The sequence below is a fragment of the Picosynechococcus sp. NKBG15041c genome (assembly GCF_055380235.1).
In genome coordinates this window covers 2,131,878-2,146,818 of sequence record NZ_AP040363.1, presented here as the reverse complement: position 1 = coordinate 2,146,818, position 14,941 = coordinate 2,131,878, and the positions used below count along the sequence as shown (strand labels likewise).

Here is a 14,941-nt window from a genome sequence, read left to right as displayed (position 1 = left end):
TTATCGATATCAACAAAACTCAACAAAAGTTAAGTTTCTTAGGCTCCCATACCGGAGTAGTGCTTCAGGCCTTTGCGCCAAAAGTAGCGGTTTAGGCCATAGAAAATGAGACTCCACACTCCCATCACGATAAACCCTTCAACGAGGCGGACAGGAAGCCCCATCAGGATTGCCGCCGGAAAATAAACCACATAGGGAAAGGGCGTCAGCAGGGCAATTTCTTTCATGAGGGGCGGAAAGGTCTCGAGGGGGGCGATGTAGCCAGAAAGAAAGATATAAAACAAAAACCAGATTTGTTCGATCGCACTCGCTCGCTCTACCCAAAAAGCGGTCATAGCAAAGGTGTACTGCAAGAGGAAGCGCAGACAAAAGGCGATCGCCGCCGTCAAAATACAAAAAAAGATTTGGGTGACACTAGGAACCCAAAAGGCGTCGGGATAGAGAAGAAAAAAGAGAAAGACAAGGGCAATGCTAAAGGGGAGACGGGCAAAGCGCTCGGCCACATGGCTGGCAAAATGTCGCCAGACTGGGTCGATGGGTTGGAGCAGCGCGAAGGATAATTTTCCTTGGGATACTTCTTTTTCAAATTCCCAGATGACCCACACTAGGGTCAGTTGACGGATAAAAAAGACAGCGATAAAGTAGCGGGCAAAGTCGATCGCCGATAGGGGTAACTCCACCTGCTGGGAGGCTTCGGTCCAGACCCCTAAGAGAATGATTGGCAGCGAGGAATTCAGTACCCAGAAAAATAATTCAGCCCGATACTCCACCATGTAGGCGTAGTAAGTCGTCAGTAAAATCAGGGCTTTTCGGCAAAGCGATCGCAACATAGGCTCCCACGGGACAACGTGATTTTCATCATAGGCGGAAAGTTCTGATTTTTGAGCATCCCAAAAATTCCGAGCACCGTAAATAATTGTGCTATCGTCAGAATATATAGAAGCTCAGTCATCCAAGGAGGCGGCAATGCGCATCAAAAGTTGGGAAAGCCCCCGCCGTCGGGGTCGCAATGACAAAGGAAAAGGCGGTTCTGCCCGGCAGCGACAACTGAAAAAACGCAATCAAATGCTTAAAAATAAGCTCAAAGGTGATAACCACGGAGGGGAAATTTATCCCCTCTTTTTCATGGCGGTTAGATCCCACTGAGATGACAAATAGTGAGGCGATCGCCCCCCGCTAATTTCAGCACCTTTTGGCCGGGGCTATCCTTTTCTGCCAACGGGAATTTAGTTAAGGCAACTGATTCAAGCTTGCCCTGGGAATCTTTGACCAGCAGCGCGTCCTGTTCCCCAGCAACAAACAAGCTCAGCAATAAATCTGTTTTTGATTCAAAGCGCATTACATGGTTGCCCATATCCCCTTGTTTGCCGAGCCTCAAGCTATGGGCCGCTAATCTTTTGCCATAGCCTTCTTCGGAAAGGAGATAAATTTCACTTTCCCGCTGACAGGGGATACAGGCGACAATTTTTTCGCTGAAACGTAGTCGCAGTCCCTGATTACCTTGGGAAGTGCGGCCCATCACAGGGATTTCTTGGTCATTGACAGGGAGATATAGAACCCGGCCACTGCTGACGGCGATCGCCACGCGATCGCCTGGCTGGACAAAACAGGCAAATTTGAGACTGTCTTTGTCCTTGAGCTTAATTAGGCTCAACCCACGACTGGTGAATCCCTCTAACTCTATGGCGGGGAGACGCTTAATGCGTCCCTGGGCTGTGAGGAGTAGCAAATCATAGGTCCCTAAATTATCCGGCAGTAAAAATTGGGTGATGGGTCGGTGATTATCCCGTAGGGCATGATCTGGTAATAAATCGACTAATTGGGGTTTGTCTCGCTGCTCTTGGTAGGGTAAATCGGCGATCGCCACCGGAAAGGCTTTTCCTTGGTCAGTGCAAACAATTAAATTATCTTTTTTGCCCAATTGGGCTTTGAAAATACTCGGTTCCTCAGCCAAAAGCCCAGCATCATCATTCCCCCAATAAACTTCCCCCGAGGCGGTAATCGCCACATGGGAGGTTGCCGTGAGTTGGGGCAAGAGAGTCAGAGTGGCTTCTGCCTCCTTGCGGGGCTGTCGTTGTTTTTTAGGAAGCGCTTCTGGTTGGGTCTCTGGGGTGGTATGGGGGGAAACGGGTTGCGGCTTCGCCATTTTCAGATCGGGCAAACGGGTGCGGCGGGGGTCGGCAAATTTACGCTTGAGGCTGCGCAATTCTCGCTTTAGGGCTTTAAATAATTCGTGGCGATCGCCCAACAATTGATGCAATTTTGCAATCTCGCCTGCCAGTTCCTGCGACTCCTGTTCTAGCTTTTGACGCTCCAGGCCCGTTAACCGTCGCATCGGCATCCCTAAGATTGCATCGGCTTGATCTTCACTGAGGCCCAGCTCACTCTGAAACTGCCGCTTCGCTGTTGTGCCATCCGCCGCATGACGCAAAATCTCAATGACTACATCTAAATTGTTGAGGGCGAGTAACAGGCCATCCACCGAATGTTGACGGGTTTCCTTTTGGGTCAGTTCGTGCCGGTATTGACGTGTTAGGGTTTCTTCTCGGAATTTGAGAAATGCTTGCAAAATTTCCTTTAAAGATAGCTGGCGGGGCTGATTGTCCACTAATGACAGCAAAATTGCCCCAAAATTTGACTGCAATGCTGTTTTTTTGTAGAGCACTTTTAGCAGTTTCTCTGGTTCTGCATCCCGCTTGAGCTCGATGACCACCCGCATGCCTTGGCGATCGCTCTCATCACGAATATCCGAAATCCCGACAATTTTGCCATCATTCACCAAATCTGCCAGCTTCTCAATCCAGCCCGCCTTATTCACTTGGTAGGGCAGCTCTGTGACCACTAGAGCATTCACATCCCGTTTCCGCTTCTTGCCCACCTGGAGCACTTCTAAATGGACAATCCCCCGCATTGGGATAATGCCGCGCCCGGTGCGGTAGGTTTCTCGCACCCCCTCCAGGTCAACAATTTCGCCCCCTGTCGGAAAATCCGGCGCAGGAATCATATCCCAGAGCTTTTCCTCTGCAATTTCGGGATGGTCAATCAAAGCGATCAGGCCATCTACCACTTCGCCTAGGTTATGGGGTGGCATATTGGTTGCCATCCCCACGGCGATACCAGAAGAGCCATTGAGTAATAAAATCGGCAACTGTACAGGTAAGACCACTGGTTCCTGTTGGGAGCCGTCAAAATTGTCGGTAAAATCAACCGTCTCTTCCCCGATTTGGTCAAGCATCGCCTCGAAACCAATGGGAGACAATCGCGTTTCGGTGTAGCGCATCGCCGCTGGCGGATCATTATCAATAGAGCCAAAATTGCCATGGCCAGCCAAGAGGGGATAGCGGGTCGAAAAATCCTGAACCAAGCGCACGAGGGCATCGTAAACAGACTGATCACCATGGGGGTGATATTTCCCGAGGACATCTCCCACTACCCGAGCGCATTTTCGGTAGGGTCGATCTGGACTCAGACCCAGCTCATACATTGCATACAAAATTCGCCGATGTACAGGTTTTAAGCCATCTCGCACGTCTGGTAAGGCCCGACCGACAATAACGCTCATCGCATATTCCAGGTAGGACTGTTCCATTTCCACATGGAGAGCGGTTGGAATGATGTTGCCGGACTGGAGTAGATCGAGTTGTTGTGCCATGGAATCTTATGCTGGTGGGACAATAGTGGGTGAGTCTGTTCTCAAGGAATATACTGTCGATGCTTCAACCTTTACAAGGGACATAGGGGATTTTCCGCTCAATGGCAGGTTTTTTTGCCTTGATCAACTGTTTTAGTCTATTTTGTAAAAAAGCTAAATGACCGGGGTGGCGATCGCCCTACCCCTCCGCCTTCAGAAGTAATGTATTATCGTTGCTGGATTCAAAAAAAACTTGATATTGGTAGAGTATTACGGTTAATTTTGACACCTGCCCCAAACATCCAGAGTATCTATGGCAACGGTATTAATAGTTGAAGATGACCCGATTAATGTACGTGTTTTTAGCACGATTTTACGCAAACGGGGCAATTTTGAGGTGATCTGCTCTGAGGATGTGACAGAAATTATCACCCTTGTGGCGACCGGGAAAGTTGATGTGGTCATGATGGACGTCTCTCTGACGGCCAGTATGTATCAGGGGGAACTGGTGGACGGGATTCGGATTACCCAAATCCTTAGGGCGAATCCTGAAACCCAAGATATTCCGATAATTCTTGTCACAGCCCATGCGATGCAAGGCGATCGCGAAACTTTCCTGGCTAAAAGTGGGGCAGACGGTTATATCTCTAAGCCCGTCGTGGACTACGATGATTTCCTGGGGCAAATTCGCCGACTGCTCAAGGCTTAGACCCAGAGCTCACCATCTCCCTGAATCTGGGGGCTCAATGCTTGGTTTGTTGGGTCTTACAGTACCTGGGAGCGCAGCAGGGCAACGGGGAGATAGACCATTTTTTTGGCGGTAGGCACGTAGGCGCGTCTATTAAAAACGTCGTAGTCATTTTTTTCGATGACATCAAGGATGCCTTGATACAGCATCAAAGCTGACCAGACGGGCCAGCGGGCGTCGGGGTGGAGAGCGCGGATGCCCCGCTCGGCGATTTCATAGTAATGGCGGGCACGCTGAATCTGAAACTTCATGAGCGATCGCCACCGTTCGTCAATGACCCCCGCAAACAGCTCTTTCTCTGAATAATTAAAAGTTTCCAGGTCTTCGAGGGGCAGATAAATACGGCCCCGCCCCCGGTCTTCCCCCACATCCCGCAGAATGTTGGTTAACTGGTTGGCAATGCCGAGGGCAATCGCCTCCTCGGTGGGCGTCTGGGACTGTGTTTGACAATTCCAAGGCGCAGGGCTGCGGTTTTGATCGAGTCCCATGACTGCCCCAGACATCAAGCCGACAGTACCAGCAACCCGGTAGCAGTACAGTTCCAAGTCTTCAAAGGTTTCATAGCGACTGCGATAGAGATCCATCCGCTGGCCCGCAATCATGTCCCGGAAGGGCTGAATATCTAAAGGAAATCGATTTAAGCTATCGACCAAAGCGACATCTGGGTCGGCGATCGGCTGTCCCGCAAACACCGATTCGAGATCCTGTTCCCATTGGTCTAGGGTCTCTGGGGTCGTGTTTACCGCTTCCGGCCCGTCAACCAGCTCATCAGTGCGGCGACACCAGACATAAATTGCCCAAATTGCCTCGCGCTTTTCCTTGGGCATCAGCAATGTGCCCAGGTAGAAGGTCTTAGAATACATTGCCGTAATGGCACGGCAATACTCATAGGCCTCTTCGCAGGAGATTAAAGATGAGGCGGTTTTTGGGGGAGGTTGAAGTCTAGACAATTGCAGCATGCGTTGCGGGCGAAGTGTCTGGGGAGTCGTTTCCGGGGCTCCCCGTGGGCAAAAAAACCATCATGATTGTCGCATTGTACGAGTCAAATGGGAAATTAATCTTAATTCTGTCAAGAAGTTTCCCAAAAGCTGGCGTTATGCGGCAATGGAAACAGTGGTGGCCTGGTCAGCAAGGGTCGTTTCAGCAGCCTTGGCGACGGCTTGGGCAGTGAGTTTCCCGGATAGTACGGCTCCTTCCATGCTGGCGAGGTAGCGCTGCATTGTGTAGTCCCCAGTCAGAAAAAAGTTGGGGATGGGGGTGTCCTGGGAAGGACGGAAGTCTTGGCAGCCTGGGACGGATTTGTAGACAGAACGGGGAGTTTTGACCACATGGTACTTGAGGAGTTTAGTTTGGTTATCTCCTGTAAAATCGTCAGGGAAGAGTTTTTCAAGTTCTGCCATGGTGGCGGCGATGATCTCTTCGTCAGATTTACTAATCCAGTCTTTGGCCGGTGCTAGTACCAGCTCGAGCATGGATTTATCGCTGTAATAACCCCGGCAGGTATTGCTCATGTCAGCGTAAACACTCAACAGGGGCGACCGCGAGAATAGGAGGTGATCAACCTCGGTCAGTTTGCGGTCAAACCACATGTGCAGGTTGATCACCGGGACTCCCTCTAAGCCATCGAGCTTTTTGAAGAATTCCTGTTCTTTCCAAGGTTGAGGCAGCATCACCTTGAGGGGATCGACGGGCATCGCTGAAACGTAAGCATCAGCTGTGAAAAATTCATCTTCTGCGCCATTCAAGCCGCGTAGGAGAAAACCCTTCACGGAACCGTCTTCGTTGAGTTGAATTTCTTTTAAAGGTCGATTGAGATGGACTTCGCCGCCCCGCTCGGTAATGTAATCCACAATCGGCTGACAGAGTCGCTCGGTGGGAGAACCATCAAGGAAAGCCATCTTGGAGCCGTTCTTTTCCTGGAGGAAGCGGTTGAGGGCCGTGAGAAGGATTGTGGCGGAGATTTCATCAGGGTTAATGAAATTCAATGCCTTGGACATGGCAATAAAGACTTCTTTTTCAACGCGCTCGGGGATACCCTGTTTTTTCATCCATTCGGACCAGGAGTATTTGTCCATGTCTTCGACGTATTTTTGCCCCTGGACCATCGCTGGGATGAGGCCAATCCCAAACTTGATCTTTTCTTCCCAGGTGAGCATGTCGTTGTTGCGGAGAATCGCGAAGACGCCGTTGATGGGGGCGGGCAAGTCGGGGAAATCAAAGCGAGAGTAAGTGCCGGGGGCATCGGGCTGATTGAAGATCATTGTGTGCTCTTTCCATTGGAGTCGATCTTCAATGTCGAGTTCTTTGAAGAGCTGCAACATATTGGGATAGGCCCCAAAAAAAATGTGCAAACCAGTTTCATACCAGTCGCCATCTTCGTCTTGCCATGCGGCTACCTTACCGCCGAGGACGTCTCGTCTTTCGAGGACAATGGGCGTATGCCCCGCATCCACAAGGTATTTGGCACAGGACAAACCTGCTAATCCGGCTCCGGCGATCGCAACTCGCATGGTGAAGGGCTTCCTACTCTAACGAACGACAACTAAAAATTAATATCGTTCATTATACTTTGCAATTCGTTACATTTGAGTTTTTCTGGGGAAAACCCTGGGATCTCTCAGAAAATCCCTATGTGATAGAGGCGGGTGGCGATCGCCCTATGACAAATGGATGGGGTTTATGAAGCCCTAGATGGGGAAAAAGAGGGTCGGGAACCAACTGCGATGCAATAGATCACTGGCATAGCTATGTACTGTCAATTCTAAAAGTTGGTTGCGTGGTTTGCTGGCAATGGCGATCGCACTAATATCCTCTTGGGCAGCTACTTTAAGAGTTTCGGTGAGTGGGTTGCCAATTTTAACGGCCGTTTGTACTTGCAAACCGATGCTCTCTAATTCTGCTTTGACCGCCGCTAAGTTTGTTTCTGCTTCTCGCTGGAGATAATCAATCTGCATCCGCTGGACGCCCCCGTCATCAAGAACTGACAGGAGGAGACAACAGGCGATCGCCCCTTCCGGCGCTTCTTGCACGAGGTTTTTAATCTGCTTTACCAAATATTTCGCCTCATCACTGCCATTGTAGGGAAGCAGGAGATATCGCCATAAATGTTGGCAACGGAGCGCTAATTCTTCACGGGTGTAAGTCGAGACTACCTGAGGACGGAGGATCATGACTGGCTTCTTCTTGGATTTCATTAAACCCATGCTGGTACTGCCAAACATTTTTTCTTGGAGTAAGCTCTTAATTGGCGTCCCCATTAAAATCACATCACACTGGTAACGTTCAATCACCTGGGGAATATTATCCAGGGCATTTCCAGAAACTACCTCTACCTTTACATCCACCCCAGGAGGTACTTGGATTAATGCTTTAGAAAGCTGGGTTTGCGCTGCAGCCACCTTTTCTTTGTCAATGCGAGGGATATTGCCTTCTGTCCACAGGGGTACGCTATGAAAGAAAACAATCCGGGAGAGACCTCCCTGTACCAGGTCTGTAATGCGTTCAGTAAGGCGATCTAGACCATCGGAGAAATCGGTACAGATTAGGGCGCTGTGGAACATGGCAATGGGTGCAAGAAACGGTGGGCAAAAATCAAAATTTTCTTTACGGTAACACTTCTCTTTGTGGGGAGTTGAACCGTACCCAGATAAACTGAAAAGAATTTTTCGGCTACCCCCACATCCCTAGGATGATATCGACAGAATCAAGCTGGAGAAGGAGACTAGTGAAAAATTATCCGATGCACTCAAATGATATTGCTGTAATTAGTCAAGGAAACGTTTCCGATTACAGCCCCCATTGGTGCTTGATCACCTCTTTGTACATGTTTTCGCGGGACAGCATTTGCTCATAGAGTTTCACGAGGTGCTCTAGGGCTTGCTCTCGATTCATCTGTTGGACCTGATTTTCAAAAGAACGCAGACTGAATTGCTGTTCTAGTGAAAGTTCATTGTTCGTTGGAAACATCATTCATCTCCTGGGTCGTCAATTGTTTAGGGGTGATTGCTCTTAAATAGTTGAGGGCAATTTACCAGATGGCTTGTTACATATTGTAAACAATTATTGACAAGTCTGCTTTTGCTATATTTTGACGTTTTTTTTGGGAAAAAGTGCTCAAAATGAACAAAGCAATGAGTAAAAATACTTGTTTATTGAGATTTCTGGATAAAATTGGGTTTTCAGGGGATTGATTCGGTACAACATGAAAAGCAATAGCCCTAGTCAGGAGTTCCGTTTAGGTTGTGCGGTTTGGTCATACCGGGGGTGGTTGGGAAATTTTTATCCGCCGGGGAGTCAGGGAAAAAATTTTTTACAGCTCTATGGCGATCGCCTCCATGCCGTTGAAGGGAACACGACTTTTTATGCTGTACCGGCGGCAGAAACAGTGCAACGTTGGCGGGAGCAGACGCCCCCCGAATTTCGCTTTTGTTTAAAATTTCCCCAGGCAGTGACCCACAAAGGCCCCTTGATGGCCCACTTGGGAGAGGCCCAAGCATTCATCGAACGAGTTGCGTCGTTGGGCGATCGCCTAGGTTGTATCTTTGCCCAGCTTCCCCCTTACTATTCCCCGAAATATCTCGATGATTTACAGGCATTTCTACTTACTCTCACTGCCGCAGAGATCCCCCTTGGCGTGGAAGTTCGCCACCGTGACTGGTTCCAAGCGCCTCACCACGCGGCTTTAAATGCAGTCTTATCTCAACATGACATCACCAGGGTTTTGTTAGACACCCGTCCTATTTACAACTGTATCGACGATCCCCAAGCCCACTCCCAACGCCGTAAACCTCAATTACCACTCATTCCCGTAGTCACTAATGGGAAGGCAATCGTGCGCTTTATCAGCCACCCCCATCGCCCTTCCAATCAACCCTACTTCGAACAGTGGTGCCAGCAGATCCAGCAATGGTATAGCGCTGGCCATTCCATCTATTTCTTCATGCACTGCCCCATTGAAGACCATTCCCCAGACCATGCCCTCTATTTCCAGACGATGTTGCAACAGACCAACTGCCCTGTGCCGCCTCTTCCTTGGCAGGTAAGCCGTGAAGTCAATCCTGGGGCGATCGCCCCAGTGCCAGAACAACTCAGCCTCTTCTAACATCTGGGTATAGGCAACCCAACCACCATTGATGAACTACATTTACCTCCCTGTTACCTGTCCTATGGGTCGCGCTTTCTTTCAGCAAAGTCCCTGTCACCTGAGAAAATTCCTTAGGCTGAATTTCTGCTATTGGCACTAAACCCCTAAGACCCCTAGGCCTCGCAGATGTTAAAAACTGTTACGAAACAACAGAGAGAGGTGACACAGTAACGCAAAATATTTGCGGACGGTTGTAGGAAAACCTCAAGCAGTGTCGGCTTAAATCTCCAATCAACGCGAGATAGTAGTCCGGATGCTTAAAGGCTTCACACACCCAAGATGTTGGTTTTAATTTGAGCAATATAAAGCAAATTAAAGAAAGCCAGCATTAATTTGATAAAAAACCAGTTTAAATCTAAAATCTGGTAATTATTTACTTTATTTAGTCTCATATCTAGAGGAGGAATCCATAGATGAGTATCGTCACGAAATCCATCGTGAATGCCGACGCTGAAGCTCGTTACCTCAGCCCCGGTGAACTCGATCGCATCAAAGCTTTTGTTACTTCTGGTGAAAGCCGTCTTCGGATTGCTGAAACCCTCACTGGTTCTCGCGAGCGCATCATCAAAGCAGCTGGCGACGCCCTGTTCCAAAAGCGCCCTGACGTTGTTTCTCCCGGTGGTAACGCTTACGGCGAAGAAATGACCGCAACCTGTCTCCGTGACATGGACTACTATCTCCGCCTGATCACCTATGGTGTCGTTGCTGGTGATGTAACTCCTATCGAAGAAATCGGTCTTGTTGGCGTTCGCGAAATGTACAAGTCTTTGGGAACTCCCGTAGACGCAGTTGCCCAGTCAGTTCGTGAGATGAAAGCTGTTGCGACTGGCATGATGTCTGGCGACGATGCAGCTGAAGCTGGTGCTTACTTTGACTATGTCATCGGAGCGATGGAGTAATCAAATTTTTTGATTCACTCTCTCCATGGTAATTTTGCCCTCTGGAACTTCGTTAAGACCTACTAAGATAAGGAACTATAAAAATGCAAGACGCAATTACTTCTGTAATCAACTCTGCTGACGTCCAAGGTAAATACCTTGATGGCAGTGCAATGGATAAGCTCAAAGCTTATTTCACAACTGGTGCTCTCCGTGTTCGTGCCGCTAGCACCATCAGTGCTAACGCTGCAGCGATCGTCAAAGAAGCGGTTGCTAAGTCCCTGTTGTACTCCGACGTAACCCGTCCTGGTGGAAACATGTACACCACTCGTCGTTACGCTGCTTGTATCCGTGACCTCGACTACTATCTCCGCTACGCAACCTACGCAATGCTTGCTGGCGATCCTTCCATTCTCGATGAGCGTGTACTCAACGGTTTGAAAGAAACTTACAACTCCCTCGGTGTACCCGTTGGTTCTACCGTTCAAGCAATCCAAGCAATGAAAGAAGTCACTGCTGGTCTTGTCGGTGCCGATGCTGGCCGCGAAATGGGTGTTTACTTCGACTACATCTGCTCTGGCTTAAGCTAATGCTTCGCATCTGTCAGATGCAAATGGTGTAGTCACCTAAATGAGTTCGGAGGTATGCGCTCACTGTCTAGCTCTTAATAAGCTTTTACAATTTCGTTGTATGAGTTTTAAAGATCTAGGGTTTGTGTTGCAGCTTCCGAACTTTGCTATATCAGCTTTGATAATAAAACTCTTTCAGATAAGCGACTGGGTTCAATAACTTTTTAAGGAGACCGTTTAAGCCATGCGGATGTTTAAAATCACAGCCTGTGTACCGAGCCAAAGCCGAATTCGGACACAGCGGGAATTACAAAACACTTATTTCACTAAGCTCGTCCCCTATGACAACTGGTTCCGCGAGCAGCAGCGCATCATGAAAATGGGTGGCAAAATTGTCAAGGTGCAGCTTGCAACTGGAAAGCCTGGTACCAACACTGGTTTGACTTAGAGATTAAAAATCCCATTATTTGGGGTGTGGACTTGGGGAGGTCGACTAACGACCTCTTATTTTTTTGGAAATTTAGCCTTGGGGCAAGGCATTTAGCCGTAAATTCAGTTTGCGAATAGGTAACAGGATCTAAATTAGGGTGAAAATTGACTACCCTAGATCTTGTATTTTTACAGTGCATTTCTGGGGCAATATCTGTGATGACCCAACCAAATTCCCAACCGCCAAAAACTCAACTGGGACAAATGGTTACCCAAGCTTTCAATACGATGGTTCATTTTGGGCAACATACGCTCAAGCCTGGTGCTCGGGTCCCAGAACTGCACATTGAAGGCCAGACACAACCTTTTCCGTTAATTGGCGATCGCCATACTGGCGGTCGCAGCTCCAGTCAGGATATTACCATCCGCAATGAAACTGTCAGTGCCAAACATTTTTCTCTCAGCAAAGATCCTCATAACCCGCGCCATTATCAGATCCATGACGAAGGATCCTCTAACGGTATCTACATCAATCGGCGTAAAGTCAAACATTTTTCTCTCCGTAACGGTGATGTGATTCACCTAGCTCCACCGGACTTAGCCCAGGCTGCTCGCTTGACCTATCGCTACGAAGCCCCTCTCTGGGTTAAAGTCATCCGCTACGGCCTGTGGGGTACTGGTGGATTTGTGGGTTTACTCACACTTTTTCTTCTTTGGCAATGGACAAAATATCCGCTGAACCCTCTGCCTTCTGGGGTGACTGGCCCTGTGGTGATCTTTGCAGGGGATGGAGAAACGGCGATTAATCCTGTCACCACCGATAGTCACCGAGAAATCCAACGACTGGAGGAATTTTCACCCTATTTAAGAAATGGATTAATGGCTTCTGAGGATGCGCGCTTTTATTGGCATCCTGGCATTGACCCGATTGGGATTGCCCGTGCCGTAAGGGTAGCTCTTTCACGGGGGAGTGCGACCCAAGGGGCGAGTACAATCACCCAACAGGTTGCCCGCAGTCTTTTTGTAGAGGTTGGGCGAGATAAAAGCGCTGGTCGAAAACTCCGCGAAATTATTGTAGCCCTGAAAATGGAGACCTTCTTTAGTAAAGATGAAATTCTCTTACTGTATCTCAATAAGGTTTATCTAGGGGTTGGCCAATCGGGCTTTGAGGATGCGGCGCAGTTCTATTTTGATAAGTCAGCTCGGGATTTAGACCTGGTGGAAGCAGCTACTTTAATTGCCATGCTCCCGGCTCCCAATGCGTTTAATCCCATCGTAGATCCGGATAAGTCACGGGAGCAGCGCAACTTAGTAATTGATCGGATGCATAAATTGGGGATGATCACGGATCAAGAACAGCGTCAGGCAAAGTTAACCCCTATTGAAGATCGTTTGAGTGAAGAAGCGCGCCGTTCTTTATCAAATAATGCAGCGCCTTATTTTTATGGTTATGTTCAACAGGAATTAACGGAATTATTAGGAGAAGATGCTCTCAAGTTGGGAAATCTGTATATTGAGACGGGTCTAGATATTGGGATGCAACAAAAGGCGGCGGCATCTTTAAAAGCGTCTATTGAGCAAGATGGAGCTCAGGTGGGATTTTCCCAGGGGGCGATCGCCACCCTCGACAGTACAACGGGAGAAATTTTAGCCATGGTGGGCGGCAAAGATTATGCCGAAAGTCAATTTAACCGTGCCGTCCAGGCCAAGCGCCAACCTGGCTCAACCTTTAAGGTCTTTGGCTATGGGGTTGCGCTGGAACAGGGAATCTCTCCTTATACCGCTTTTTCCTGTGCTCCCCTCAGTTGGCAAGGCCAACAATATCGCGGCTGTGAACGCACCAGTACGACCAGCGCCGACATGTTCCGGGGGATGGCTCAATCGGAAAATGCGATCGCCTTACGCATCGCCCAATCTGTAGGGTTAGATCAAGTGATTAGCTTTGCCCAAAAACTCGGCGTCGAATCATCTCTAGCCGCCTCTCCCGGTTTGATTTTGGGAGAAAGTGAAGTCTCTGTCCTAGAAATGGCGGGTGCCTATGCCACCTTTGCCAATGACGGCACCTGGAACAAGCCCCATGCCATTCGGCGCATTTTTGATAGTAGCGACTGTAGCGGCGAAACCATCGAAAGCTGCTACCTCCTTTACGACTTCAACAATCGCGTCGACCTCCACCGAGAACAAGTCATTAGTCGCAATACTGCCCGCACCATGACAGGCATGCTCCAGGGCGTTATCCAGGGGGGGACTGGCTCGGCGGCACGCCTTGGGCTCGATGAAGCCGGAAAAACAGGCACAACCAATCGTAATGTCGATCTTTGGTTTGTCGGCTATCTCCCCTCCCGGGACCTCGTCACAGCCGTTTGGCTTGGGAACGACGACAATAGTCCCACCCGTGGCGGCAGTAGCAATGCAGCCAAACTCTGGGGCGCTTACATGCGTGAAGTCCTTTGATACGGAGATCTGGCAATCTGCAGGGGGAAAACCAACCCAAATTCTCAAAGGCAATTTGCTATTCTATGGTGTAGTCAATAATGACCCCCGCAAGGAGGCTTGATTTCGATGGCAGCAACTGATTTCAAAGATTACTATTCCATTCTCGGGGTTAGTAAAAGTGCCTCTGCCGACGAAATTAAGAAAAAATTCCGCAAGCTCGCCCTACAATATCATCCCGACCGTAACCCTGGGGATCAAGCAGCTGAAGCAAAATTCAAAGAAATTAGTGAAGCCTATGAAGTCCTTTCCGATCCGGAAAAGCGACAAAAGTATGACCAATTTGGTCAATATTGGCAACAGGTCGGCCGGAGCACCGGTAATCCCTATGGCTCCGGAGTCAACGTTGATTTTAATAACTTCAGTAATTTTGATTTTGGCAATTTTGGTAGTTTTGACGAATTTATCAATGAATTATTAGGCCGCGCTAGTGCTGGCCCTGGATCACGGGGAGGCAGTACTCCATACAGTGATTTTGGGTTTAATACAGGCCAAGGGGGATCTCCCCAAGGGGCAAATCGAGAGGCCAAGCTCCAACTCACCTTTTCTGAAGCGTTTCGGGGTGTCGAAAAGCGCCTCATTTTAGGTACGGACAATATTACTGTCAAAATTCCAGCCGGAGTGACCCAAGGCAATAAAATTCGTGTTAAAGGCAAAGGAAACCCTGGAGCAATGGGGGGGCAACGGGGGGATTTGTACCTAATCGTCGAGCTGCAGCCCCATGATTTTTTCCAATTTGAAGGGGTGAATCTCACCTGCACTTTACCGATTACTCCCGATGAAGCAGTCCTCGGTGCGGCGGTGGATGTGCCGACTCCTGATGGAATGGTGACGATGAAAATTCCGGCTGGGATTAAAGGGGGCCAATCACTCCGCCTCCGGGGCAAAGGCTGGCCGCAATCTAAAGGTAGTCGCACAGATCAACTGGTAAAAATTGAAATTGTTGTTCCGGCGCATCCTAGTGATGCGGAAAAAGACTGCTATGAAAAACTGCGGACTTTAAATCAGTTTAAACCCCGCGATCACCTCAGAAATATTCATCTTTAATAT

Annotated in this window: 14 protein-coding genes; 8 read left to right on the top strand and 6 right to left on the bottom strand. The window is 48.9% G+C overall.

Annotated elements, in window-relative coordinates:
• Positions 1–38: 38 nt before the first annotated feature.
• Positions 39–830, bottom strand: coding sequence for an ABC transporter permease (locus ACZ45B_RS10310; protein WP_024546165.1), 792 nt, complete (start codon positions 828–830; stop codon positions 39–41).
• Positions 831–966: 136 nt separating this feature from the next.
• Between ACZ45B_RS10310 and ACZ45B_RS10305 the strand changes: the two genes are divergently transcribed.
• The gene (locus ACZ45B_RS10305) at positions 967–1,146 is read left to right on the top strand and encodes a hypothetical protein (RefSeq protein ID WP_024546166.1); all 180 of its coding nucleotides are present in this window, start codon (positions 967–969) and stop codon (positions 1,144–1,146) included.
• Here the strand turns inward: ACZ45B_RS10305 and ACZ45B_RS10300 are convergent.
• Positions 1,133–3,652 (bottom strand): DNA gyrase/topoisomerase IV subunit A, encoded by a 2,520-nt coding sequence (locus ACZ45B_RS10300; RefSeq protein ID WP_024546167.1) that lies wholly within the window; start codon positions 3,650–3,652, stop codon positions 1,133–1,135. The genes ACZ45B_RS10305 and ACZ45B_RS10300 overlap by 14 nt on opposite strands.
• A 292-nt stretch (positions 3,653–3,944) precedes the next feature.
• On the opposite strand from ACZ45B_RS10300, the gene ACZ45B_RS10295 reads away from it, so the two are divergent.
• Positions 3,945–4,340 (top strand): response regulator, encoded by a 396-nt coding sequence (locus ACZ45B_RS10295; protein WP_024546168.1) that lies wholly within the window; start codon positions 3,945–3,947, stop codon positions 4,338–4,340.
• A gap of 56 nt (positions 4,341–4,396) precedes the next feature.
• Here ACZ45B_RS10295 and crtB read toward each other — a convergent pair whose 3' ends face one another.
• The 4 genes from crtB to ACZ45B_RS10275 all read right to left on the bottom strand — a co-directional run bounded on the left by crtB (position 4,397) and on the right by ACZ45B_RS10275 (position 8,345).
• Positions 4,397–5,338, bottom strand: a complete 942-nt coding sequence (gene crtB / locus ACZ45B_RS10290; protein WP_024546169.1) for a 15-cis-phytoene synthase CrtB — start codon at positions 5,336–5,338, stop codon at positions 4,397–4,399.
• 135 nt (positions 5,339–5,473) lie between these two features.
• Positions 5,474–6,889 (bottom strand): 15-cis-phytoene desaturase, encoded by a 1,416-nt coding sequence (gene pds, locus ACZ45B_RS10285; protein WP_024546170.1) that lies wholly within the window; start codon positions 6,887–6,889, stop codon positions 5,474–5,476.
• Positions 6,890–7,066: 177 nt separating this feature from the next.
• Entirely contained in the window at positions 7,067–7,939 is an 873-nt protein-coding gene (locus ACZ45B_RS10280; protein ID WP_024546171.1) for a universal stress protein, read from the bottom strand.
• Between the two features lie 226 nt (positions 7,940–8,165).
• The gene (locus ACZ45B_RS10275) at positions 8,166–8,345 is read right to left on the bottom strand and encodes an NblA/ycf18 family protein (protein WP_012307543.1); all 180 of its coding nucleotides are present in this window, start codon (positions 8,343–8,345) and stop codon (positions 8,166–8,168) included.
• 235 nt (positions 8,346–8,580) lie between these two features.
• On the opposite strand from ACZ45B_RS10275, the gene ACZ45B_RS10270 reads away from it, so the two are divergent.
• From ACZ45B_RS10270 to ACZ45B_RS10245, 6 genes are all read left to right on the top strand, one after another.
• Complete coding sequence (locus ACZ45B_RS10270) at positions 8,581–9,480, top strand: DUF72 domain-containing protein (protein WP_024546173.1); 900 nt, start codon at positions 8,581–8,583, stop codon at positions 9,478–9,480.
• Between the two features lie 455 nt (positions 9,481–9,935).
• Entirely contained in the window at positions 9,936–10,421 is a 486-nt protein-coding gene (locus ACZ45B_RS10265) for an allophycocyanin subunit alpha (RefSeq protein ID WP_024546174.1), read from the top strand.
• A gap of 83 nt (positions 10,422–10,504) precedes the next feature.
• Positions 10,505–10,990, top strand: coding sequence for an allophycocyanin subunit beta (apcB, locus tag ACZ45B_RS10260; protein WP_012307539.1), 486 nt, complete (start codon positions 10,505–10,507; stop codon positions 10,988–10,990).
• 223 nt (positions 10,991–11,213) lie between these two features.
• On the top strand, positions 11,214–11,417 hold the full coding sequence (locus ACZ45B_RS10255) for a phycobilisome linker polypeptide (RefSeq protein ID WP_012307538.1): 204 nt from the start codon (positions 11,214–11,216) through the stop codon (positions 11,415–11,417).
• Positions 11,418–11,617: 200 nt separating this feature from the next.
• Positions 11,618–13,852 carry a PBP1A family penicillin-binding protein gene (locus ACZ45B_RS10250; RefSeq protein WP_024546175.1) on the top strand — a complete coding sequence of 745 codons (2,235 nt, stop codon included), beginning with the start codon at positions 11,618–11,620 and terminating at the stop codon, positions 13,850–13,852.
• A gap of 108 nt (positions 13,853–13,960) precedes the next feature.
• Entirely contained in the window at positions 13,961–14,938 is a 978-nt protein-coding gene (locus tag ACZ45B_RS10245) for a DnaJ C-terminal domain-containing protein (RefSeq protein WP_024546176.1), read from the top strand.
• Positions 14,939–14,941 lie beyond the last annotated feature (3 nt).